Genomic DNA, 21038 nt, shown 5'->3' on the forward strand with positions numbered 1-21038 from the left:
CCCCCCCCCCCCCCCCCCCCCCCCCCCCCCCCCCCCCCCCCCCCCCCCCCCCCCCCCCCCCCCCCCCCCCCCCCCCAGGGCCGTCCTGCTGCCCGACCGCCCCGCCTACGCTCTCCGGCCGCGCCCACGACGGTCGCGGTGGGCGCGGCCGGAAGCCGTCGGCGGGCTGGCGCGGGCCCGTGCGCCCTCCGGGAGGCGAAGCGCTTCACTTCACCCCTGCGCGGTGGTCATGCAGGTCAGCGGCCTGCCGATGGGAGGGACGTCCCGGCGACGCGCCCGGCCCGCGCGCAGTCGCGCGGGTCGCGTCGCCACGCACGCGCCTGGAGCGTCCATGTCCCGAACCGCCCCCGCCCCGTCCCGCGCCCGCGGGCTGCGGATGTCCATCGCCGGCAAGGTGCTCGGCCTGCTCGCGGCGTCCGGCCTCGTGGCCGTGCTCGTCGTGGTCGCCGCGGCCACCAGCCTGGTGCAGCTGCGCGACGAGGTCGCGAAGGAGGGCGCGTACGTCGCCCAGCTCGGCCAGGTCAGCGACCTGCAGCGGGCCCTGCAGGCGGGGCGCGCGCGGATGGTCGAGTACCCGGCGGCGTCGACGGACGTGCGGGCCGACCTGCGCGACCAGCTCGCCGAGTACGTGACGAAGATCCAGGACCAGCAGGCGGCGTACGACGACCTCGCCGTGAACGACCAGGCGTGGTCCGACTTCGACGCGGGCTGGAACGAGATGGTCCGCCTCGCGCAGGACGAGCTGTTCCCGATGGCCGACGACGGCGACGTCGCGGGCGCGGCCGCGCTCTACCGCGCCGAGATCCTCCCGCAGACGACGATCGCCGCGGACGCGATCGCGCTGGAGAACCAGTCGGTGGCCGAGGTCGCCGACGCCAGCACCGACGCGGCGTCCGCCCTGGTGACGCGCACCGTGGTGACCGTCGTCGTGCTGCTGGTCGTCGGCCTGGCGCTCGTGCTCGCGATCGGCTTCGTCGTGTCGCGGCGGCTCGCGCAGGGGGCCGGCCAGGTCCGGCACGCGCTCGAGGCGATGGCCGAGGGCGACCTCACCGTCCGCGCCGACGTGCGCACCGCCGACGAGCTCGGCGACATGGCCCGCTCCCTCGCCACCGCCCAGGGCAGCCTGCGCGGCGTGGTGTCCGGGGTGGCCGAGACGGCGCAGACGGTCGCCGCGGCGGCCGAGGAGCTGTCCGCGGCGTCGACCCAGGTGGTCGCGGGCTCGGACGAGACGAGCGCGCAGGCCGGTGTGGTCGCGGCCGCGGCGGAGCAGGTGTCCCGCAACGTGCAGACCGTGGCGGCGGGCGCCGAGCAGATGGGCGCCAGCATCCGGGAGATCGCGCAGAACGCCTCGCAGGCGGCGAAGGTCGCGGGGCAGGCCACGGACGCGGCGGCGGTGACCAACGACCAGGTGGCGCGTCTGGGGACCTCGTCGCAGGAGATCGGGAACGTGGTCAAGGTGATCACGAGCATCGCGGAGCAGACGAACCTGCTGGCGCTGAACGCCACGATCGAGGCGGCGCGCGCCGGGGAGGCGGGCAAGGGGTTCGCGGTGGTGGCCGGGGAGGTCAAGGAGCTGGCGCAGGAGACCGCGAAGGCGACCGAGGACATCGCGCGCCGGGTGGAGGCGATCCAGGCCGACACCAGCGGTGCGGTGGGGGCGATCGGGGAGATCTCGCACATCATCGCGAGCATCAACGACTACCAGCTGACGATCGCGAGCGCGGTGGAGGAGCAGACGGCGACGACCACGGAGATGTCCCGGTCGGTCGCCGAGGCCGCGACCGGCTCGGGGGAGATCGCCACGAACATCACCGGGGTGGCCTCGGCCGCGACCCAGTCGTCCCAGACCCTCAACCAGATGGGCGACTCCATCGGCGAGCTGGCCCGCCTGTCGGAGGACCTGCGCGGGCGGGTGGCCCGCTTCACCTACTGAGCGCGTCCGACCGGCCGCGGCACCCCTGAGGGGGCGCCGCGGCCGGCGGCGTTCAGCGGGGCTCCACCCCGGGTTCACCCCGGGCGCCGCTCACGCGCGGCCGCCGCCGGTCGATCGGAGGCGCAGCAGGGGACAACACCCAGTCTTGAGGAGCCACCATGAGCGTCACCACGACGTCGAGGAAGCCGGCGACCGCCGCCCTCGACCGCGTGCCCACGCCGCGCGGCCCGGGCGGGGTCGTCCCCGCGCGCGCCGGCGGCACGCCTCGTCCCGAGGAGCGCCGCACCGGCCGTGCCGCCGCCCTGTTCGTCGACCGCGGCGTCCGGACCAAGATCCTGCTGCTCCTGGCCGTGGTGGTCGCGGTGGTCGTGGGGACGGGGGTCTTCGCCTCGGTGCGGATGAGCTCCCTCGCGGGCGCCACGGGCACCGTGCAGGGCGTGTCCTCCGACGTCATCGCGCCGCTGGCGCTGGTGCACCAGGAGGAGATCAAGGCCCGCATGGTGATCGCCGAGGCCGGTGCCGGCGAGTCGACGACCGAGGCCGACCAGCAGGACGCCCTGGACGAGATCGCCGCGACGGACGCGGACCTGCAGGCCGCCGCCGACGCGTTCGAGGAGGGCCTGGGCGGCATCGAGGTGCCCGGCTGGGCCGACTTCCAGGCCGCCTGGGCGCAGTACCGCCAGATCCGTGACGAGCAGCTGGTGCCCGCCGCCTTCGCCGGCGACGACGCCACCTTCGACGCCGTCAACGAGGGCGAGGCGCGGGCCGCGGTCGACGCGATGATCGCGGGCCTCGACGCCGCCGAGAAGAGCGCGGACGACTTCCTGCGCGAGACCGCCGCCGGCGCCGCCGCGCAGGCCACCTCCGGCGCCCGGGTGCTGCTGTTCGTGCTGTCCGCCGGCGTGCTGCTCGTCGGCGCGGTCGGCCTGGTGATCGCCCAGGTGATCCGGCGCCAGGTGACCGAGGTGCAGCGCGCCGTCGAGGCGATGGCCGACGGCGACCTCACGGTCGTCCCCGCCGTCGACTCCGCGGACGAGCTCGGCCAGATGGCCCGGGCCGTGACCCGCGCCCAGGAGAACCTGCGCGCCACGGTGTCGGGCGTGGTCGAGACCGCGCAGACGGTCGCCGCCGCGGCCGAGGAGCTGTCCGCCGCGTCCCACCAGGTCGTCGCCGGCTCGGACGAGACCTCCGCGCAGGCGGGCGTCGTCGCCGCGGCGGCCGAGCAGGTGTCCCGCAACGTGCAGACCGTCGCGGCCGGTGCCGAGCAGATGGGCGCCTCGATCCGCGAGATCGCGCAGAACTCCACCCAGGCCGCGCGGATCGCCGGCCAGGCCACCGACGTCGCCCGGTCCACCAACGACCAGGTCGCCCGGCTCGGGGTGTCGAGCCAGGAGATCGGCAACGTCGTCAAGGTCATCACGACGATCGCGGAGCAGACCAACCTGCTCGCCCTGAACGCGACGATCGAGGCGGCGCGGGCCGGCGAGGCCGGCAAGGGCTTCGCGGTCGTGGCCGGCGAGGTCAAGGAGCTCGCGCAGGAGACGGCGAAGGCCACGGAGGACATCGCCCGCCGCGTCGAGGCCATCCAGGGCGACACCACCGGCGCCGTCGCCGCGATCAGCGAGATCTCCCAGATCATCGCGTCGATCAACGACTACCAGCTGACGATCGCCAGCGCGGTCGAGGAGCAGACGGCGACCACCAACGAGATGTCCCGGTCGGTCGCCGAGGCGGCCACCGGCTCGGGGGAGATCGCCACGAACATCACCGGGGTCGCCGCTGCGGCCGCGGAGTCGTCGCAGACGCTCAACCAGATGGGCGGCTCGATCGGCGAGCTCGCCCGGATGTCCGAGGACCTGCGCGCCCGGGTGGCGGGCTTCCGCTACTGAGCCCGGGGCGCCGCCGCGCCCGCGCTCCGGCCCCCGCGCCGCGCGCCCCGCGCCGAGCGCGTAGTCGACACGTCGAGCGAGCAGCTGCCGGCTGCTCGCTCGACGTGTCGGTCGCCCCTCGCGCCGGGAGGACGGGCGGGGGGCGATCGATTCCACCCGCTCGCTGAGCGGCAGAACCGCTCGCGCGCCCGCCGTCGCGGCCGATGGAGAGGACGTAGGTCCCCCTCTCGACGAAGGAACGACAGATGAGCGTGCAGCACGACGGCTCCCCGCGCCGGCTCTGGGCCGACCGCCCGGTGCTGGTCAAGATCCTCACCGCGGTGCTCGTGATGGTCGCGATGACCGCCGTGGTGACCGCCGTGGCGATCGGCTCCCTCCGCACGCTGCGCGCCGACGCCGCCGAGATGTACTCGGGCAACGTCACGCCGCTGCAGCAGCTCACCGAGATCCAGCGCTCGTACCAGGGCGACCGCGCCCGGGTGATCCAGTACGGCATCGCCGACGCGGAGACCCGCGCGACCCTCGTCGACGAGCTCACCGAGCGCCAGGCGGACCTGGCCGCGCAGATCGAGGCCTACCGCGACAACGCCGTCAGCCAGGACGACGTCGACGCCATGGTCGCGGCCCTCGACGCCTACTACGCCGCCGCCGAGGGCACGCTGTTCCCGATGGCCGACGCGGGCGACACCGAGGAGTTCGGCACGTACTTCAACGAGACCATCCGCCCGCTGACCACCGGCGTCATGGACGCGATGCAGGTCGAGACCGCCTCGCAGGGGGAGCAGGCGGCGGCCCTGGCCGAGCAGACGGACGCCCTCGGCGCCCGCTCGGTCTGGATCACGATCCTGGTCGCGCTGGTCGGCGCCGTCGCCGCGACCGCCCTCGCCTGGGTGGTCGCCCGCGGCATCGTCCGCCGGATCGGCGGCGTCTCGCACGCACTGGCGGCGGCCGGCGACGGCGACCTGACCGTGCCGTCGGGCGTCACCGGGCGCGACGAGATCGGCACCCTCGCGGTCGACCTCGAGCGCACGCAGACCAGCCTCCGCGGCCTGGTGTCGGGCGTCGTCGAGACCGCCCAGACGGTGGCCGCGGCCGCCGAGGAGCTGTCCGTGGCGTCGCACCAGGTGGTCGCCGGCTCCGACGAGACCTCGGCCCAGGCGGGCGTCGTCGCGGCGGCGGCCGAGCAGGTGTCGCGCAACGTGCAGACCGTCGCGGCCGGCGCCGAGGAGATGGGCGCCTCCATCCGCGAGATCGCGCAGAACGCGTCGCAGGCCGCCAAGGTCGCGGGGCAGGCGACCGACGTCGCGGCCGCCACGAACGACCAGGTCACCCGGCTCGGCGAGTCGAGCCAGGAGATCGGCAACGTCGTCAAGGCCATCACCAGCATCGCCGAGCAGACGAACCTGCTCGCGCTGAACGCCACGATCGAGGCGGCCCGCGCGGGCGAGGCGGGCAAGGGCTTCGCCGTCGTCGCCGGCGAGGTCAAGGAGCTGGCCCAGGAGACCGCCAAGGCGACCGAGGACATCGTCCGCCGGGTCGAGGCGATCCAGGCCGACACCGGCGCCGCGGTCACCGCGATCGGCGAGATCAGCCACATCATCGCGTCGATCAACGACTACCAGCTGACCATCGCGTCGGCCGTGGAGGAGCAGACCGCCACGACCACGGAGATGTCCCGCTCGGTGGCCGAGGCGGCCACGGGCTCGGGGGAGATCGCCACGAACATCACCGGTGTCGCGTCCGCCACCGCCACGTCCTCGCAGACGCTCGGGCAGATGGGCGACTCGATCGGCGAGCTCGCGCGCATGTCCGAGGACCTGCGCGGCCGGGTGGCCCGCTTCACCTACTGACGCCACGCCGCACCGGCCGGCCCCGCGCCGGCCCCGCGCCGAGTGCACAACCGACACGTCGAGCGCCTATCCCCCGGGTAGGCACTCGACGTGTCGCGTATCCCCTCGCGGTCCGGCGGCGGCGCGCTCGGCCGTCGGTGGCGCCCGCGGCGCGTGCCCGGGACGTGTTCACCCGGCGTTCACCCCGCGGGAGCGCTCACAACCGCGTGATCCCGGTCGATCCAGGGGGCACGGCCGCGGCAGGGAGCGCTGCGCGCCGTATCGGACGAGGGAGTCGAGATGAGGCACGGGAAGCGCCGCCGTGCGGGGAATGCGCTCGCCGCGTCCCTCGCCGTGGCGGCGGTGGTGACGGTCGCGGGCTGCGGGTCCGTGGGCGCGGGCGGGGCCGACGGCGCGCCCGACGAGGGCGCGGACGGGCGCCCGCTGGTCGGCGTGGCGATGCCCACGACGACCTCCGAGCGCTGGATCGCGGACGGCGAGAACGTCCAGGACCAGCTGCAGGCGCTCGGCTACGACGTCAGCCTGGAGTACGCCGAGAACGACGTGCCGACCCAGGTGCAGCAGCTCGAGGACATGATCGCCGCCGGCGCGGACGCGCTGGTGATCGGGTCCATCGACGGCGTCGCGCTCAAGGACGTGCTGGCGGAGGCGGCCGCGGCCGACATCCCGGTGATCGCCTACGACCGGCTGATCCGCGAGTCGCCCGACGTCGCGTACTACGCGACCTTCGACAACGCGCGGGTCGGCGTCCTGCAGGCCACGCAGCTGCTCCAGGGCCTCGGCGTCCTGGACGCCGGCGGCGAGCCCACCGGCGCGACCGGCCCCTACAACGTCGAGCTGTTCGCGGGCTCGACCGACGACAACAACGCGTCGGTGTTCTACAGCGGCGCGATGCAGGTGCTGCAGCCGTACCTGGACTCCGGGGTGCTGGTCGTGCCGTCGGGCGAGACCGACTTCCAGACGATCGCCACCGCCGCGTGGGACCCGAAGAACGCCACCGCCCGGATGCAGACCCTGCTCCCGCGGTACGCGGACAAGCGGCTCGACGGCGTGCTGTCGCCGTACGACGGCATCTCCATCGCGATCCTGGACGCCGTCAAGGGCATCGGCTACGGCTCGGCCGACCAGCCGCTGCCGGTCGTGACCGGCCAGGACGCCGAGCTGGCCTCCGCCAAGTCGATCGCGGCGGGCGAGCAGTACGGCACGGTCTACAAGGACACCCGCCAGCTCGCGGAGGTCGCCGTCTCGATGGTGCGGGCGCTGCTGGACGGCGCCGAGCCCGAGACGAACGACAACGCCTCGTACGACAACGGCGTGAAGGTCGTCCCGTCGTACCTGCTGTCGCCGCAGGTGGTCACGGAGCAGAACTACCGCCAGGTCCTCGTGGACGGCGGCTACTACACGCCGGAGGAGCTGGGCTGATGCGCACCACCGACCACACCCCGGCCGGCACCCCGGCCGCGACCCGGCGCAGCCGCGCGTCCTGGTTCTGGGACCGCCCGATCGCGCTCAAGATCTCCGTCTCGCTGCTCGTCCTGGGCGGCACGTTCGCCCTCGTCGGCGGTGTCGGCGCCGTGGCGCTGTACCGCGCGGGCCAGCACCTGGAGGAGATGTCCGGCCTGACCGGCGACCTGCAGTCGGCGATGTCCGAGCTGCGCACCGCCCAGGCCCGCAGCCACCTGCTGGTGCACCGCGCCGCCGAGGCGACCGACGAGTCCGTCAAGGCGCAGCTGCTCGAGTCCTCCGCGTGGAACGACCGCGACGTCGCCGCCCAGATCGACGCGATCGAGGCCTACCCGCAGTCCGACACCCGGCAGTGGGCCGACTTCGTGACCCGCTGGGACGCGTGGACCGCCTATCGCGACGGCACGCTGCTGCCGTTCGTCCAGGAGGGCGACCTGCCCGGCCTGCGGACCGCGCTCGCGGCCGACGCCTCGGCGGACCCCGACTGGGCGGGCCGCGCGCTCGCGCTGGCGCAGGGCCAGGTCGACGCCCAGGTGGACCAGATCCTCGCCGACAGCCGCGCGGAGGTGGACCGCACGATCCTCGCGCTCGTCGCCGCGTTCGTCGTCGGCGCCGCCCTGTCGGGGCTGCTGGCCGTCCTGGTCATCCGCCGGATCACCCGGGCCGTACGCAGCGTGCAGGGCTCGCTCGAGGCGATGGCGGAGGGCGACCTCACCGTGACCACGGCGGTGCCGTGGCGGGACGAGACCGGCCGGATGGCCGAGGCGCTCGACCAGGCCCAGGAGTCGCTGCGCACGACGCTCGCGGGCGTGGTGGAGGCCGCCGGCTCGGTGGAGACCACCGCCGCCAGCCTCACCGCGTCGAACGGCGACGTGGTCGCGGGCTCCCAGGAGACCTCCGCGCAGGCGGGCGTCGTCGCCGCCGCGGCCGAGCAGGTGTCCCGCAACGTGCAGGCGGTCGCCGCCGGCGCCGAGCAGATGGGCGCCAGCATCCGGGAGATCGCGCAGAACGCCTCGCACGCCGCCAAGGTGGCGAGCCAGGCCACCGACGTCGCGGCCGCGACCAACGACCAGGTCGCGCGCCTGGGCGTGTCCAGCCAGGAGATCGGCAACGTCGTCAAGGTCATCACGAGCATCGCGGAGCAGACCAACCTGCTGGCGCTGAACGCGACGATCGAGGCGGCGCGGGCGGGGGAGGCCGGCAAGGGCTTCGCGGTCGTCGCCGGCGAGGTCAAGGAGCTCGCCCAGGAGACCGCCAAGGCCACGGAGGACATCGCCCGCCGGGTCGAGGCCATCCAGAACGACACCACGGCGGCCGTGACCGCGATCGGCGAGATCTCCCACATCATCGCCTCGATCAACGACTACCAGCTCACGATCGCGAGCGCGGTCGAGGAGCAGACGGCCACGACCAACGAGATGTCGCGGTCCGTCCAGGAGGCCGCCACGGGGTCGGGTGAGATCGCCAGCAACATCACCGGCGTCGCGGGCGCCGCGGCGCGCTCCGCGGACGTCCTGGGCGGGGTGTCGTCGCAGGTCAGGGACCTCGCCACGCTGTCCGCCGACCTGCACGAGCGGGTCGCGCGTTTCACCTACTGACCGCGCCCACCGGGCCGCCCAGGCGGCTCAGGAACCGGCCGCACCGACCGATCAGAACCACGAACCCGGCCGGTGCGGCCGGTCCGCATGTGAGGGGAACTTCGTGACCAGGATCCGTGTGCTGGTGGTCGACGACTCGGTCGTCGTCCGCCGGCTGGTGACGGACTCGCTCTCGCGCGACCCCGACATCGAGGTGGTGGGCTTCGCCTCCAACGGGCGCATCGCGCTCGCCAAGGTGGACCAGCTGGCCCCCGACCTCGTCACCATGGACATCGAGATGCCGGAGATGAACGGCATCGAGGCGGTGCGCGCGCTGCGCCGCAACCGGCACACCATGCCGATCATCATGTTCTCCACGCTCACCGAGCGCGGCGCGTCCGCCACCCTGGACGCCCTCGTCGCCGGCGCGACGGACTACGTGACCAAGCCCGCGAACGTCGGCAGCGTCCAGGAGTCGCTGGACCGGGTCGCGAGCGAGCTCATCCCGAAGATCAAGGCGCTGGTGCCGCACCGGCCCGGTGCCGCCGGGGCCCTCCCGCCCGCCGGCGGCCCGGCCGGTACCGCCCCCGCCGGGGCCCCCGCGCCGCGCACCCGGCTCGGCGCGGGCGCCCCCGGCGCGACCCCGGCGCCCGTCTCCTCCTCGGCGAACGCGCGCCGCCCCGTCGTCACCCGGCAGGCGCCCGCGCCGCACCCGGTCAGCGCCGTCATCATCGGCTCGTCGACCGGCGGCCCCGAGGCGCTGTCGAAGGTCATCGGTGCGCTGTCGGCGCCGCCGTCGGTGCCGGTGCTCGTCGTGCAGCACATGCCGCCGGTGTTCACCCGGCAGCTCGCCGCCCGGCTCGACCGGCTCGGCCCGGCCACCGTTGTCGAGGCCGCGGACGGGGACCTGCTGCAGCCCGGGACCGTCTACATCGCGCCCGGCGACCACCACCTCGAGCTCAGCCGGTCCGCGGGCTCGCTCCGCGTGAAGCTGACCGACGGCCCGCCGGTGAACTTCTGCCGCCCCGCCGTCGACGTGCTGTTCCGGTCCGCGGTCCGCGAGCTCGGCGGCCAGCTGCTCGCCCTCGTGCTCACGGGCATGGGCGCCGACGGCCGCACCGGCTGCGAGGACGTCGTCGGCGCCGGCGGCACCGTCGTGGTGCAGGACGAGCCCACCAGCGTCGTCTGGGGCATGCCGGGTGCGGTCGCCACCGCCGGGTTCGCCCACCGCGTGCTCCCCCTGGGCGAGGTCGCCCCCACCCTCGAGTCCGTGCTGGCCCGCGCCGGCTCCGGACGCCCCGCAGCAGCAGCCCCGATCGGAGGTCGGCCGTGAGCCTGACCCAGGACACCTTCGCGTTCGTCGCCGACGTCGTGCGGCGGCGCAGCGCCATCCAGCTGGAGGCCGGCAAGGAGTACCTCGTGGAGAGCCGGCTGCTGCCGCTCGCCCGCGACGGGGGCCACGCCGGCGTCGACGCCTACGTCCGCGAGGTGCGCGCCGCGCGCCGCGAGTCCGACCTGGCCGACATCGTCGAGGCGCTCACCACCAACGAGACCTCGTGGTTCCGGGACAACACCCCGTTCAGCGCGCTCCGGACGCACGTCGTCCCGGGCCTGCGCGCCGAGCGGCCCGTCCTGGACGGCCTGCGGGTGTGGTCGGCCGCCTGCTCCACCGGGCAGGAGCCGTACTCCATCGCCATGACGCTGACCGATGTGCTCGGCCCCGGCGCCCGGTTCGACATCACCGCCACCGACCTGTCCGACCAGGTGCTCGCCCAGGCCCGGTCCGGCCGCTACTCGCAGCTCGAGGTCAACCGCGGCCTGCCCGCGCCGATGATGGTCCGCTGGTTCCAGCGCAACGGCCACGACTGGCAGATCGCCGACGAGCTGCGCCGCACGATCACGTTCACCAAGCACAACCTGCTCGACCCGCCGCCCCCCGGCCCGTTCGACATCGTGTTCCTGCGCAACGTGCTCATCTACTTCGACCTCGAGACCAAGCGCTCGATCCTCGGCCGGGTGCACCGCGCGCTCCGCCCGGGCGGCTACCTGGTGCTCGGGGCGGCGGAGACCACCATCGGCGTCGACGGCGACTGGGAGCGGGTGCCCGTCGAGCGCGGGTCCGTGTACCGCCCGGTGCAGGCCGGCGCCGTGCCGGCCCCGCGCCCGGCGCCCGGCACGCTCACCGGCGCCACCCCCGCGGTCCCGGCGACGGCACCCCGCGTGCCCGTCGCCGCGGCCCCCACGACGACCTGGCCGGTCCAGCCCCGACCTGCCACCACCCTGCCCACCGCGCCGAGGCGCCCTGCCGGACCGGCATTCGAACAAGGAGTGACGCGATGAGAGCACTGGTCATCGACGACTCGCGGACGATGCGACGCATCGTCGCGGGCGCGCTGGAGAACCTGGGGTTCAGCACCGTCCAGGCCGGCGACGGGCAGCAGGCGCTGGACCTGCTCGAGTCCGGCGAGGAGGTCGACCTCGCCTGCATCGACTGGAACATGCCGGTGATGGACGGCCTCACCTTCGTCACGCGGGTCCGGGCCAACCCGGCCTGGCGCTCCATCACGCTGATGATGGTCACCACCGAGAGCGAGCACGGCCAGATCGTGCGCGCGCTCGCGGCGGGCGCCCACGAGTACCTGATCAAGCCGTTCACCACCGATGCCATCCGCGACAAGCTCGACCTGCTCGGGCTCGTCCCCGCCGAGGAGCCCGTATGACCGCCGCCGCCGTGGAGCAGGACCAGGTGTTCGCCATCGCCGAGGAGGTGTTCGCGGCGATGATCGACGGGGAGCCCGGCTACCTCCGCCCCTGGGAGGGCGAGGTGCCCGCCCCCGCGGAGCCCCTGGCCGCCTGGGTGGACGTGCACGGCGAGCTCGCCGGTCGCGCCGCCGTCACCACCGACGCCCCCACCGCGCACGAGCTGACCCGCGCCCTGCTGGGCATGGGCGCCGACGAGCCGGTCGGCCCCGAGGACCTGCAGGACGCGTTCGGCGAGGTCGCCAACGTCGTCGGCGGGAACATCAAGGCGCTGCTGCCGAGCCAGGGCACCCTCGGGCTGCCCCAGGTCGAGTCGGCGCTCCCCGCGGCCCCCGCCGGGTCGCTCACGCACGAGCTGCGCCTCGACTGGCGCGGCCGCCCGATCGTCGTCGTGGTCTCGCTGTTCCAGTGAGGCCCGGCTCCACCCAGACCCCCGCGACCACCGTCGCGGGACCCGCCACCGAAGGGAAGTGACGAGCATGATCCGCGTGCTCATCGCCGACGACAGCCGGGTGATGCGGCAGATCGTGATCCGCACGCTGCGCCAGGCCGGCTACGACTGGGACGTCCGCGAGGCGTCCGACGGCCAGGAGGCCCTCGAGGCCGTGCGGGCCGACGAGCCCGACGTCATCCTGTCCGACTGGAACATGCCCAACCTCACGGGCATCGACCTGCTGCGCGCGCTGCGCGCCGAGGGTTTCGGCACCCCGCTCGGGTTCGTGACCTCCGAGGGCTCCGAGGAGATGCGCACCACGGCCGAGGAGGCCGGCGCGCTGTTCCTCATCGCCAAGCCGTTCACCGCGGACACCTTCCGCGAGGCGATCGACCCGGTGCTGGCATGAGCGACGCCACGCCGCTGCCCGCGGCCATGGAGGTGCGCGAGCACTGGGAGGGCCTGGTCGGGCGGGACATCACCGTCACGACCGGCGGCCCGATGGTCGACCCGGTGCTGAACGGCGGGGCGCTGGTCGGCGTCTACGTCGACAAGCTGATGAAGCTGTCCGCGCTCGTGCTGTTCGACCTGCCGCTCGCCGCCCACCTGGGCGCGTCGATCGCGCTGGTCCCGGCCCGCACCGCGCAGACCGCCGTCGAGGAGGAGCAGCTGCCCTCGGCCCTGGCCGAGAACGCCGGCGAGATCCTCAACGTCACCGCCGCGCTGTTCAACGTCGGCGACGCCCCGCACCTCAAGCTGGACAAGTGGTACGCCCCGCGCGAGCCGCTGCCGGCCGACGTGGCGCAGTGGGTGCTGGCGTACGTGCGCCGGCTGGACCTGGAGGTCGAGGTGTCCGGCTACGGCTCGGGCACGGCGTCGGTGCTGGTCATCTGAGACCGACTGCACGTCGCGGCCCGGTCGCCCCTTCTGGGCGGCCGGGCCGTCGTGTTACCGGTCGGTGAACGCGTCCCGGACACCCGCGACCGCGCCGTCACCCTTCTGCCACACTTCCCCCCATGTCCACCACCTCCCCGCGGGCGACCGCTCCGGCGTCCGCCGCGCCGAAGAACGCGGTCGACCGGTTCTTCAAGATCTCCGAGCGCGGGTCGACCATCGGCACCGAGATCCGTGGCGGCCTCGTCACCTTCTTCACGATGAGCTACATCATCGTGCTGAACCCGCTCATCCTCGGGACCGTCCAGGACGGGTCCGGCAACTACCTGGGCGGCGGCTCCGAGCCCAACATCCCGATGATCGCCGCGACCACCGCCCTGGTCGCCGGCGTCATGTCGATCCTCATGGGCGTCGTGGCGAACTTCCCGCTGGCGCTCGCCGCGGGCCTCGGCCTCAACGCCGTCGTCGCGTACTCGATCGCCTCGCTGCCCGACATGACCTGGGCCGACGCGATGGGCATCGTGGTGCTCGAGGGCCTGATCATCCTCGTGCTGGTGCTCACCGGGTTCCGGGAGGCCGTGTTCCGCGCGGTGCCGATGGAGCTCAAGACCGCGATCAGCGTCGGCATCGGCCTGTTCATCGCGTTCATCGGCCTGTTCGACGCCGGCTTCGTGCGCATCCCGTTCAGCCAGGCGACGCCGGTCGAGCTCGGCATCGGCGGGTCGCTCGGCTCCTGGCCGCTGCTGGTGTTCGTCGTCGGCCTGTTCCTCGCGATCATCCTCATGGCCCGCAAGGTGCACGGCGCGATCCTCATCGCCATCGCCACGTCCACCGTCCTGGCGATCGTCGTGGAGGCCGTCGGCAACCTCGGCGAGCGCTCGGCCGACAACCCCGACGGCTGGTCGCTGGCCGTCCCGGCCGTGCCGGACTCCGTCGTCGCCGCGCCGGACTTCTCGCTGCTCGGGCAGTTCTCGCTGTTCGGCTCGATCGAGAAGATCGGGATCGTCGCGGTGATCCTGCTGGTGTTCTCGGTGATGATCGCCGACTTCTTCGACACGATGGGCACGATGGTCGCCGTCGGCGGCGAGGCGGGCCTGCTCGACGAGGAGGGCAACCCGCCCCGCACCCGGCAGATCCTGGTCGTCGACTCGATCGCCGCGGCCGCGGGCGGCGCCGCCTCGGTGTCGTCGAACACCTCGTACGTCGAGTCCGCCGCGGGCGTCGGCGACGGCGCGCGCACCGGCCTGGCGTCGGTCACGACCGGCATCGCGTTCCTGCTCGCGACGTTCCTCGCGCCGCTGGTCGGCATGGTGCCGTTCGAGGCGGCCACCCCGGCGCTGGTCGTCGTCGGCTTCCTCATGGTCATGCAGGTGTCCGGGATCGACTGGAAGAACTTCGAGGTCGCCGTCCCGGCGTTCCTGACGATCGTCCTGATGCCGTTCTCGTACTCGATCACGGTCGGCATCGGCGCGGGCGTCATCTCGTTCGTCGTGCTGAAGCTGGCGCTCGGCAAGGTGCGCAAGGTGCACCCCCTGATGTGGGTCGCCGCGGCGCTGTTCGTCGTGTACTTCCTCATCGGCCCGATCAAGTCCTGGCTGGGCGTCTGACCAGCCCCGTCGCAGCCTGACCGCGCCCGCCCGGACCCCGCGTCCGGGCGGGCGCCGTCGTCGGGCGGGGGAGGCGCGGTCCTGCCGGGCGGCCGGTGCTGCGCGATAGGGTGGCGCGGTCCCCGACGATCGGAAAAAGGTCCTCCATGCGCGTCTCCGTCATCGGCTGCGGCTACCTCGGTGCGGTGCACGCCGCGAGCATGGCCAAGCTCGGGCACACCGTGGTCGGGGTCGACGTGGACGCCGCCAAGGTCGCCCTGCTCGCCTCGGGCACCGCGCCGTTCTACGAGCCGGGACTGCCGGAGCTGCTGGCCGAGGTCGGCGGCGACGGGCGGCTCGCGTTCGACACCGACATGGCCGCGGTCGCCGGCGCGACGGTGCACTTCCTGTGCGTCGGCACCCCGCAGAAGCACGGCGAGTTCCGCGCCGACCTCACCTACGTCGAGGACGCGTTCGCGGCGCTGCTCCCGCACCTGCAGCCGGGCGACCTGGTCGTCGGCAAGTCGACGGTCCCGGTCGGGACCGCCGAGGCGCTGGCCGAGCAGCTCGAGGGCACCGGCGCCACGCTCGTCTGGAACCCGGAGTTCCTGCGCGAGGGGTTCGCGGTCCAGGACACGCTGCACCCCGACCGGCTGGTCTACGGCCTGCCGACGGACGAGGACGGCGTCCCGACCGCCGAGGGCGACCGCGCGCGGACGGTCCTCGACGAGGTGTACGCCGCGCCGCTCGCCGACGGCACCCCGCTCGTGGTCACCGACTACGCGACCGCCCAGCTGGTCAAGGTCGCCGCCAACAGCTTCCTCGCCACCAAGATCTCGTTCATCAACGCGATGGCCGAGCTCTGCGAGGCGACCGGCGCGGACGTCACCCGGCTCGCGGACGCCATCGGCTACGACGACCGGATCGGGCGGCGGTTCCTCAACGCGGGGCTCGGGTTCGGCGGCGGCTGCCTGCCCAAGGACATCCGGGCGTTCATGGCCCGCGCGGGCGAGCTCGGCGTCGACCAGGCGCTGTCCTTCCTCCGGGAGGTCGACGCGATCAACATGCGGCGGCGGGTGCGGATGGTGGACCTGGCCCGCGAGGTGTGCGACGGCTCGATCGTCGGGCGGCGGATCGCGGTGCTGGGCGCGGCGTTCAAGCCGGACTCGGACGACATCCGGGACTCGCCCGCGCTGTCCGTGGCCGCGCAGATGCAGCTGCAGGGCGCGCACGTCGTCGTGACCGACCCGCAGGCGGTGGAGAACGCGCGGCGCGCCTGGCCCGGCCTGGCGTTCGCCGCGACGGTCGAGGAGGCGGTCGTGGACGCGGACGTGGTGCTGCTCGCGACCGAGTGGCCGGAGTACCGCGCCCTGGACCCGGAGCGCGTCGGGGGCCTCGTGGCGCGCCGGGCGGTCCTGGACGGCCGCAACGTCCTCGACCCGCGCGCGTGGCGCGCCGCGGGCTGGACGTACCGCGCCCTGGGCCGCCCGTAGCCCGCGCGCCCTCCGCGCCCACCCGCACCTCCTCCCTACCCCGCTCGCTCCGCTCGCTCCACGTTCGCCGAGTGGGCAGTAGGTGTCCCCTCCGCGCCCGTCCAGGGGACATCTACTGCCCGCTCGGCGTGGCTGGGGCGCGGGCGGGAGGCGGACGCGAGACGGGCGGGTACCTGTGGTCCACAGGGTGGTGCCACGGTGGGTACTCAGGTGGGCAGACCCCGGGACAGGGTCCCCGCATGTCGCGATCGCCTGCACCGCTGCCGGCAGCGTTCTCCAGCGCGCCGTTCCGCACTGAGGACGCCGTGCGCGCCGGGCTCACCCCTGGGCGGCTGCGCGCCTCGGACCTGACGGCGCCGCACCGCGGGGTGCGGGTCCCGGGGCCGCCCGACGCCGACCTGCGTGGGCGCTGCCTCGCGGTGCTGCAGGCCTTGCCCCAGGGCGCGCGCTTCGGTCACGTGACCGCGCTCGGGCTGGTCGGCGTGGACCCGCCGTGGAGCCTCGCCGACGACCGCCGGCTGCACGTCGAGGTGAGCACGGCCGGCGTGCGGCCACGGATCCGGGGCGTCGTCGCGCACCGGCACGTGGGCGCGGCTCCCGTGATCGACGTCGGGGGGCTGCCCGTCCTGGAACCCGCCGTCGCCTGGACCCGGCTCGGTGCGCAGGTCGGGCACGTCGAGCTCGTCGTCCTCGCCGACGCCCTGTGCCGCCGACGCGATCCGGTGACGACCCCACGGCGCCTCGCGGAGGCCGTGGCCGCGCTGCCCGCGGGCACCCGGGGTGTGCGCCGTCTCCGGGCGGCGCTCGAGGACTGCCGTGCCGGCACCGACTCCAACATGGAGACGCGGGCGCGGCTCGCGCTCTCGGCGGTGGGCATCGAGTGCGATGTGAACCGGCCGGTGCTCGACGCGGACGGCCGCTTCGTCGCGATGCCCGACCTGTCCGACCGCCGGCACCGGGTCGCGATCGAGTACGACGGCGACGTGCACCGGACGGACAAGCGCACCTGGCGGCGGGACATCGCCCGGAAGCAGGCCATGGAGGCTGCGGGCTGGCGCGTGGTCACGATCACGGCGGACGACGTCCTCCGCGGCGGCGACCGCTGGCTCTCCTGGGTCCGCACTGCCCAGCGTCACCAGTCGCCGAGCGGGCAGTAGATGTCGCCACTCGGCGCGCAGAGGGGACATCTACTGCCCGCTCGGCGGAGGAGGCCCGGGTTTTGTTAGCGAAGGTAATGACGTAGGGTAACTGTTATGACCAGCGACAGTCCGACCGAGCTCGCGGGGGAGCTGCGGGTCGCGCTCGCCAGGAGCTCCCGGCGGATCCGGTCGCGGCGCGGGGGCGCCGACCTGCCCGACCCGCAGTTCAACGTCCTCGCGATCCTGCTGCGGGAGGGGCCGCTCTCGCCCGGCGCGCTCGCCGACGCCGAGCACGTGCAGCCGCCCTCCATGACCCGCACCGTGAACGCGCTGGTGGAGCTGGGCTTCGTGCAGAAGTCCGAGCACCCGACCGACGGGCGCCAGGTCGTCGTGAGCCTGACCGCGCCGGGGGAGGCCGAGGTCCGCGAGACCCGCCGCCGCCGCGACGCGTGGCTCGCCGCCCAGCTCGACACCCTGACCGACGACGAACGCCGGACCCTCGCGCAGGCCGCCGTGCTGCTGCGCCGGATCGCGGCGGGATGAGGCCGCCCGCATGAACTCGACGTTCGCGTCGCTCCGCTACTTCAACTACCGGCTGTGGTTCGCCGGCGCGCTCGTCGCGAACGTCGGCACCTGGATGCAGCGCGTCGCCCAGGACTGGCTCGTCCTGACCGACCTGTCCGACGACTCCGGCCTCGCGGTCGGCATCACGACGGCCCTGCAGTTCGCCCCGACCCTGCTGCTGTCCGCGTGGGCCGGCGTGCTCGCCGACCGGGTCAACCGCCGCAAGCTGCTGATGATCACGCAGGGCGCGCAGGGCGTGCTCGCGTTCGGGCTCGGCGCGCTGGTGCTGTCCGGGCACGCGCAGCTCTGGCACGTCTACCTGTTCGCGCTGGCGCTCGGCGCGGTCGCCGCGCTCGACCAGCCGGTGCGGCAGACGTTCGTCGCGGAGCTGGTGCCCGCGAACCGGCTGTCCAACGCGGTCGGCCTCAACAGCACGTCGTTCAACGCGGCCCGCCTGATCGGCCCGGGCGTCGCGGGTCTGGCGATCGCGGCGGTCGGCACCGGCTGGGTGTTCGTCATCAACGGGGTGTCGTTCGCGGCGACGATCGTGGCGCTGGTGCTCATGCGGACCGGCGAGCTGCACACGATGCCCGTCGCCCCGCGCGCGAAGGGGCAGATCCGGGAGGGCGTCCGGTACGTCCGGGGGCGCAGCGACATCCTCGTGATCATGGCGGTCATCGGCGTCGTGTCGACCTTCGGGCTCAACTTCCAGATGACCAGCGCGCTCATGGCCCGGGCGGAGTTCGGCAAGGGCGCGGGGGAGTACGGGATCCTCGGCTCGGTGCTGGCGATCGGCTCGCTCGCGGGCGCGCTGCTGGCGGCCCGGCGGGAGCGGCCGCGGGTGCGGTTGGTGATCGGCGCGGCGTTCGCCTTCGGGGTGGCGACCGGCGTGCAGGCCCTCATGCCCACGTACGTGTCCTACGCGGTGGCGTGCATCCCGGTCGGCCTGGCCTCGCTGACGATGATGACCGCCGCGAACACCACCATCCAGATGTCGACCGACCCGGTGGTGCGCGGCCGGGTGATGTCGCTGTACATGATCGTCATGCTCGGGGCGACGCCCATCGGGTCGCCGATCGTCGGCTGGATCGGGGAGCACTTCGGCCCGCGCTGGTCGATCGGCATCGGCTCCATCACGGCGCTGCTGGTGTCGGTCGCGGCGGCGCTGTGGGCGCGCAAGCACTGGCGGGTCCAGGTGCGCTACCGGTTCCGGAGCCGACCGCACCTCCAGGTGCTGCACCCGGAGGTCCCGGCGCCGCGGCGCGCGGTCGACCAGGTGGCGGCGCGCGAGGCGGCGGACGCGGCGCTGTAGCGACCGCGCGCGGGGTGCCCCGCCCGGCGCCCCGGCGGGTCGTCCGGCGCAAGTCGGCGGGGTCCCGAGCGGGTGAACCCGCGCCCCGCCTCTTGCCCGATTTGTCCGATATGTGACGATCGACGGATGGCAGTCCGACGGCGGGTGCTCATCGCGGTGGTGGCGCTGCTCGCGGGCGCGCTCCTGCTCGGCGGCTGGCTGGCGTTCCGGGTCTACCAGGCGGGGTCGGCCCTGCGGGACCTGCAGGCCGCGGCGGACGGCGCGCGCGGGGAGGCCGACGCGCTCGACGTGCCCGCGCTCGAGGCGCGGCTGCCGGGGGCGCAGGACGCCGCCGCCCGCGCGGCCGACGCGGTGGACGACCCGGTGTGGCGGCTCGCCGAGCACCTGCCCCTGGCCGGCGACGACCTCCGGGCCGTGGCCGTCGTGGCGACCGCCGCCGACCGGCTGGCTCACGACGCCGCGCCCGACCTGCTGGCCGCGATCGGGGCGGTCGTCGACGCGGGCGCGGAGCCCGAGGGGGCCGTGCCCGCCGGCTGGGTCGACCTGGCCCCGGTCGCCACCGCCGCTCCCGCCGCCGCGCGCGCCGCGACCGTGGTCGACACGCTGCGGGCCGAGCTCGCGGCCATCGACCCGGATCGCCTCGTGGGCCCGGTCGCCGGCCCGGTCGCGCAGCTGCAGGACGCGCTCGACGGCGCGGCCGGGTCGTTGTCCGCGGTCGGCGAGGTCGCCGCCGTGCTGCCCGACCTGCTCGGCGCCGACGGCCCCCGCACCTACCTGCTGCTGTCGCTCAACCCGGCGGAGCTGCGCGCGCAGGGCGGCATCGTCGGCGCCGTCGCCGTGCTCCAGGTCGCCGACGGCGCGGTCGGGCTGGTCGGGCAGCGGAGCACCGTCGACCTCCCGGAGCTCGCCGCCCCCGCGCTGCCGCTGTCCGACGCGGAGGCCGCGCTGTACGGCGACCGGCCCGGGCGCTGGGTGCAGGACTCCGTGCTCGTGCCCGACTTCCCGCGGGCCGCCGCGCTCGCCGCCGCGTTCTGGCAGGAGTCCACGGGCCAGGCGGTCGACGGCGTCATCGCGACCGACCCGGTGGTGGTGGCCGACCTGCTGTCCGCGACCGGCCGCACTGTGCAGGCCGACGGGGAGGAGCTGGGCGGGGACACGCTGCTGCAGGCGCTGCTGCGCGACGCGTACCTGGCGTACGGCGACCCGCGGTGGGGCGACGCGTTCTACGCGCAGGTGGCCACGGCGGCGTTCGCGGTGCTGCGGGACGCGGCCGCCGACCCGGCGACGGCGCGGGTGGCCGGCCAGAGCCTCCTCGACGCGGTGGACGAGCGCCGGGTGGCGCTGTGGACCGCCGACCCGGCCGAGCAGGCCGTCCTCGCGCGCACCCCGCTCGGCGGCGCGTTCCTCACCGGCGACGCGGCGACGCCCGCGGGGCGGGTCGGCGGGGCGCTCGGCGTGTTCCTCGACGACGCCACCGCCGGCAAGCTCGACTACGACCTCGCGACGACGGTGACGGTGACGATGCAGGGCTGCGGCACCGCGGACCCGACGGCCCGGGTGGACCTCGCGCTCGACTACCGGCCGCCGGCGGACGTGGCGGGCTACCCGGCGCAGGTGCTGGGCGACGGCCGCTCGGGCGTGCCCGCGGGCTGGCTGGCGACGAACGTGTCGTTCTGGTCGCCCCGGGACGGTCGCGTCGGGCCGGTGTCCCGCGACGGGGTCGTGGTCGGCGGCCAGCAGGCCTCCGCCGCCCGGCGGGACGTGGCGGTGCTGACGTCGCGGCTCGCGCCCGGGTCCGCGGAGACCTACAGCGTGACGGTCCCCGCGCGGGGCGGGGCGCTGACCGTGTGGACGACGCCGACGCTGACCGGTCCGGGCGTCGCGTCGGGGGAGTGCCCGGCCGGCTGACCCGCCCGGCTGACCCGCCCGGCCCGTCGCGGTCCGCCCTGCCCCCGTCGCCCGTCGGCGTGATTTCACCCGCCGCCCAGGCGCCGCCCCGTCGGGCCCCTGCCGCCCGCCGCCCGCGCCCCCGTGCAGGTCAGGCCCCCGCCGGCCGGTCGAGGCGTCCCTGACCCCGTGACATCCGCGTGATGACGCGGAACTTCCACCCCCTGGCGCCCGCGCGGCCCCGCCAGACGCGTGCC

Annotated in this window: 17 protein-coding genes; all 17 read left to right on the forward strand. The window is 74.7% G+C overall.

What is annotated here, in order from left to right:
• Window positions 1–331 precede the first annotated feature (331 nt).
• The 17 genes from AC3WUG_RS00005 (at window position 332) to AC3WUG_RS00085 (ending at window position 20802) form a co-directional block, all read left to right on the forward strand.
• Window positions 332–1933 (forward strand): methyl-accepting chemotaxis protein, encoded by a 1602-nt coding sequence (locus tag AC3WUG_RS00005; RefSeq protein ID WP_492325750.1) that lies wholly within the window; start codon window positions 332–334, stop codon window positions 1931–1933.
• 158 nt (window positions 1934–2091) lie between these two features.
• Window positions 2092–3822 (forward strand): methyl-accepting chemotaxis protein, encoded by a 1731-nt coding sequence (locus tag AC3WUG_RS00010; RefSeq protein ID WP_492325751.1) that lies wholly within the window; start codon window positions 2092–2094, stop codon window positions 3820–3822.
• Window positions 3823–4067: 245 nt separating this feature from the next.
• Window positions 4068–5672, forward strand: a complete 1605-nt coding sequence (locus tag AC3WUG_RS00015; RefSeq protein ID WP_492325752.1) for a methyl-accepting chemotaxis protein — start codon at window positions 4068–4070, stop codon at window positions 5670–5672.
• Window positions 5673–5951: 279 nt separating this feature from the next.
• Window positions 5952–7094, forward strand: a complete 1143-nt coding sequence (chvE, locus tag AC3WUG_RS00020; protein WP_492325753.1) for a multiple monosaccharide ABC transporter substrate-binding protein — start codon at window positions 5952–5954, stop codon at window positions 7092–7094.
• Complete coding sequence (locus tag AC3WUG_RS00025) at window positions 7094–8734, forward strand: methyl-accepting chemotaxis protein (protein ID WP_492325754.1); 1641 nt, start codon at window positions 7094–7096, stop codon at window positions 8732–8734. Before chvE ends, AC3WUG_RS00025 begins: the two co-directional genes overlap by 1 nt.
• A 103-nt stretch (window positions 8735–8837) precedes the next feature.
• Window positions 8838–10046: a protein-glutamate methylesterase/protein-glutamine glutaminase gene (locus AC3WUG_RS00030; RefSeq protein WP_492325755.1), complete on the forward strand. Its 1209-nt coding sequence runs from the start codon at window positions 8838–8840 to the stop codon at window positions 10044–10046.
• Entirely contained in the window at window positions 10043–11053 is a 1011-nt protein-coding gene (locus AC3WUG_RS00035; protein ID WP_492325756.1) for a CheR family methyltransferase, read from the forward strand. Before AC3WUG_RS00030 ends, AC3WUG_RS00035 begins: the two co-directional genes overlap by 4 nt.
• Complete coding sequence (locus tag AC3WUG_RS00040) at window positions 11050–11433, forward strand: response regulator (protein WP_492325757.1); 384 nt, start codon at window positions 11050–11052, stop codon at window positions 11431–11433. Before AC3WUG_RS00035 ends, AC3WUG_RS00040 begins: the two co-directional genes overlap by 4 nt.
• A complete protein-coding gene (locus tag AC3WUG_RS00045) occupies window positions 11430–11885 on the forward strand; it encodes a chemotaxis protein CheX (RefSeq protein ID WP_158372720.1) in 456 nt (151 codons plus the stop codon). The genes AC3WUG_RS00040 and AC3WUG_RS00045 overlap by 4 nt, the downstream gene beginning before the upstream one ends.
• Before the next feature lie 67 nt (window positions 11886–11952).
• Entirely contained in the window at window positions 11953–12315 is a 363-nt protein-coding gene (locus AC3WUG_RS00050) for a response regulator (RefSeq protein WP_147797104.1), read from the forward strand.
• Window positions 12312–12800, forward strand: a complete 489-nt coding sequence (locus AC3WUG_RS00055) for a hypothetical protein (RefSeq protein WP_217616627.1) — start codon at window positions 12312–12314, stop codon at window positions 12798–12800. The genes AC3WUG_RS00050 and AC3WUG_RS00055 overlap by 4 nt, the downstream gene beginning before the upstream one ends.
• A 122-nt stretch (window positions 12801–12922) precedes the next feature.
• Window positions 12923–14407 (forward strand): NCS2 family permease, encoded by a 1485-nt coding sequence (locus tag AC3WUG_RS00060; RefSeq protein WP_492325758.1) that lies wholly within the window; start codon window positions 12923–12925, stop codon window positions 14405–14407.
• A 146-nt stretch (window positions 14408–14553) separates the two neighbouring features.
• Complete coding sequence (locus AC3WUG_RS00065; protein ID WP_492325759.1) at window positions 14554–15879, forward strand: UDP-glucose dehydrogenase family protein; 1326 nt, start codon at window positions 14554–14556, stop codon at window positions 15877–15879.
• Between the two features lie 239 nt (window positions 15880–16118).
• On the forward strand, window positions 16119–17036 hold the full coding sequence (locus AC3WUG_RS00070; protein WP_492325760.1) for a DUF559 domain-containing protein: 918 nt from the start codon (window positions 16119–16121) through the stop codon (window positions 17034–17036).
• 96 nt (window positions 17037–17132) lie between these two features.
• Window positions 17133–17561, forward strand: a complete 429-nt coding sequence (locus AC3WUG_RS00075) for a MarR family winged helix-turn-helix transcriptional regulator (RefSeq protein WP_492325761.1) — start codon at window positions 17133–17135, stop codon at window positions 17559–17561.
• Between the two features lie 10 nt (window positions 17562–17571).
• On the forward strand, window positions 17572–18894 hold the full coding sequence (locus AC3WUG_RS00080; RefSeq protein ID WP_492325762.1) for an MFS transporter: 1323 nt from the start codon (window positions 17572–17574) through the stop codon (window positions 18892–18894).
• Window positions 18895–19020: 126 nt separating this feature from the next.
• Entirely contained in the window at window positions 19021–20802 is a 1782-nt protein-coding gene (locus tag AC3WUG_RS00085) for a DUF4012 domain-containing protein (protein ID WP_492325763.1), read from the forward strand.
• Window positions 20803–21038: the final 236 nt, after the last annotated feature.

This window comes from Cellulomonas sp. EB106-03-03-XG116 (genome assembly GCF_058792015.1).

What these genes read in the sequence shown, in the direction of transcription:
- AC3WUG_RS00085 (WP_492325763.1), top strand. Translation starts at nt 19,021, where the DNA reads ATGGCAGTCCGACGGCGGGTGCTCATCGCGGTGGTGGCGCTGCTCGCG.
- AC3WUG_RS00015 (WP_492325752.1), top strand. Translation starts at nt 4,068, where the DNA reads ATGAGCGTGCAGCACGACGGCTCCCCGCGCCGGCTCTGGGCCGACCGC.
- AC3WUG_RS00050 (WP_147797104.1), top strand. Translation starts at nt 11,953, where the DNA reads ATGATCCGCGTGCTCATCGCCGACGACAGCCGGGTGATGCGGCAGATC.
- AC3WUG_RS00045 (WP_158372720.1), top strand. Translation starts at nt 11,430, where the DNA reads ATGACCGCCGCCGCCGTGGAGCAGGACCAGGTGTTCGCCATCGCCGAG.
- AC3WUG_RS00010 (WP_492325751.1), top strand. Translation starts at nt 2,092, where the DNA reads ATGAGCGTCACCACGACGTCGAGGAAGCCGGCGACCGCCGCCCTCGAC.
- AC3WUG_RS00005 (WP_492325750.1), top strand. Translation starts at nt 332, where the DNA reads ATGTCCCGAACCGCCCCCGCCCCGTCCCGCGCCCGCGGGCTGCGGATG.
- AC3WUG_RS00060 (WP_492325758.1), top strand. Translation starts at nt 12,923, where the DNA reads ATGTCCACCACCTCCCCGCGGGCGACCGCTCCGGCGTCCGCCGCGCCG.
- AC3WUG_RS00025 (WP_492325754.1), top strand. Translation starts at nt 7,094, where the DNA reads ATGCGCACCACCGACCACACCCCGGCCGGCACCCCGGCCGCGACCCGG.
- AC3WUG_RS00075 (WP_492325761.1), top strand. Translation starts at nt 17,133, where the DNA reads ATGACCAGCGACAGTCCGACCGAGCTCGCGGGGGAGCTGCGGGTCGCG.
- AC3WUG_RS00080 (WP_492325762.1), top strand. Translation starts at nt 17,572, where the DNA reads ATGAACTCGACGTTCGCGTCGCTCCGCTACTTCAACTACCGGCTGTGG.
- AC3WUG_RS00040 (WP_492325757.1), top strand. Translation starts at nt 11,050, where the DNA reads ATGAGAGCACTGGTCATCGACGACTCGCGGACGATGCGACGCATCGTC.
- AC3WUG_RS00070 (WP_492325760.1), top strand. Translation starts at nt 16,119, where the DNA reads ATGTCGCGATCGCCTGCACCGCTGCCGGCAGCGTTCTCCAGCGCGCCG.
- AC3WUG_RS00055 (WP_217616627.1), top strand. Translation starts at nt 12,312, where the DNA reads ATGAGCGACGCCACGCCGCTGCCCGCGGCCATGGAGGTGCGCGAGCAC.
- chvE (WP_492325753.1), top strand. Translation starts at nt 5,952, where the DNA reads ATGAGGCACGGGAAGCGCCGCCGTGCGGGGAATGCGCTCGCCGCGTCC.
- AC3WUG_RS00065 (WP_492325759.1), top strand. Translation starts at nt 14,554, where the DNA reads ATGCGCGTCTCCGTCATCGGCTGCGGCTACCTCGGTGCGGTGCACGCC.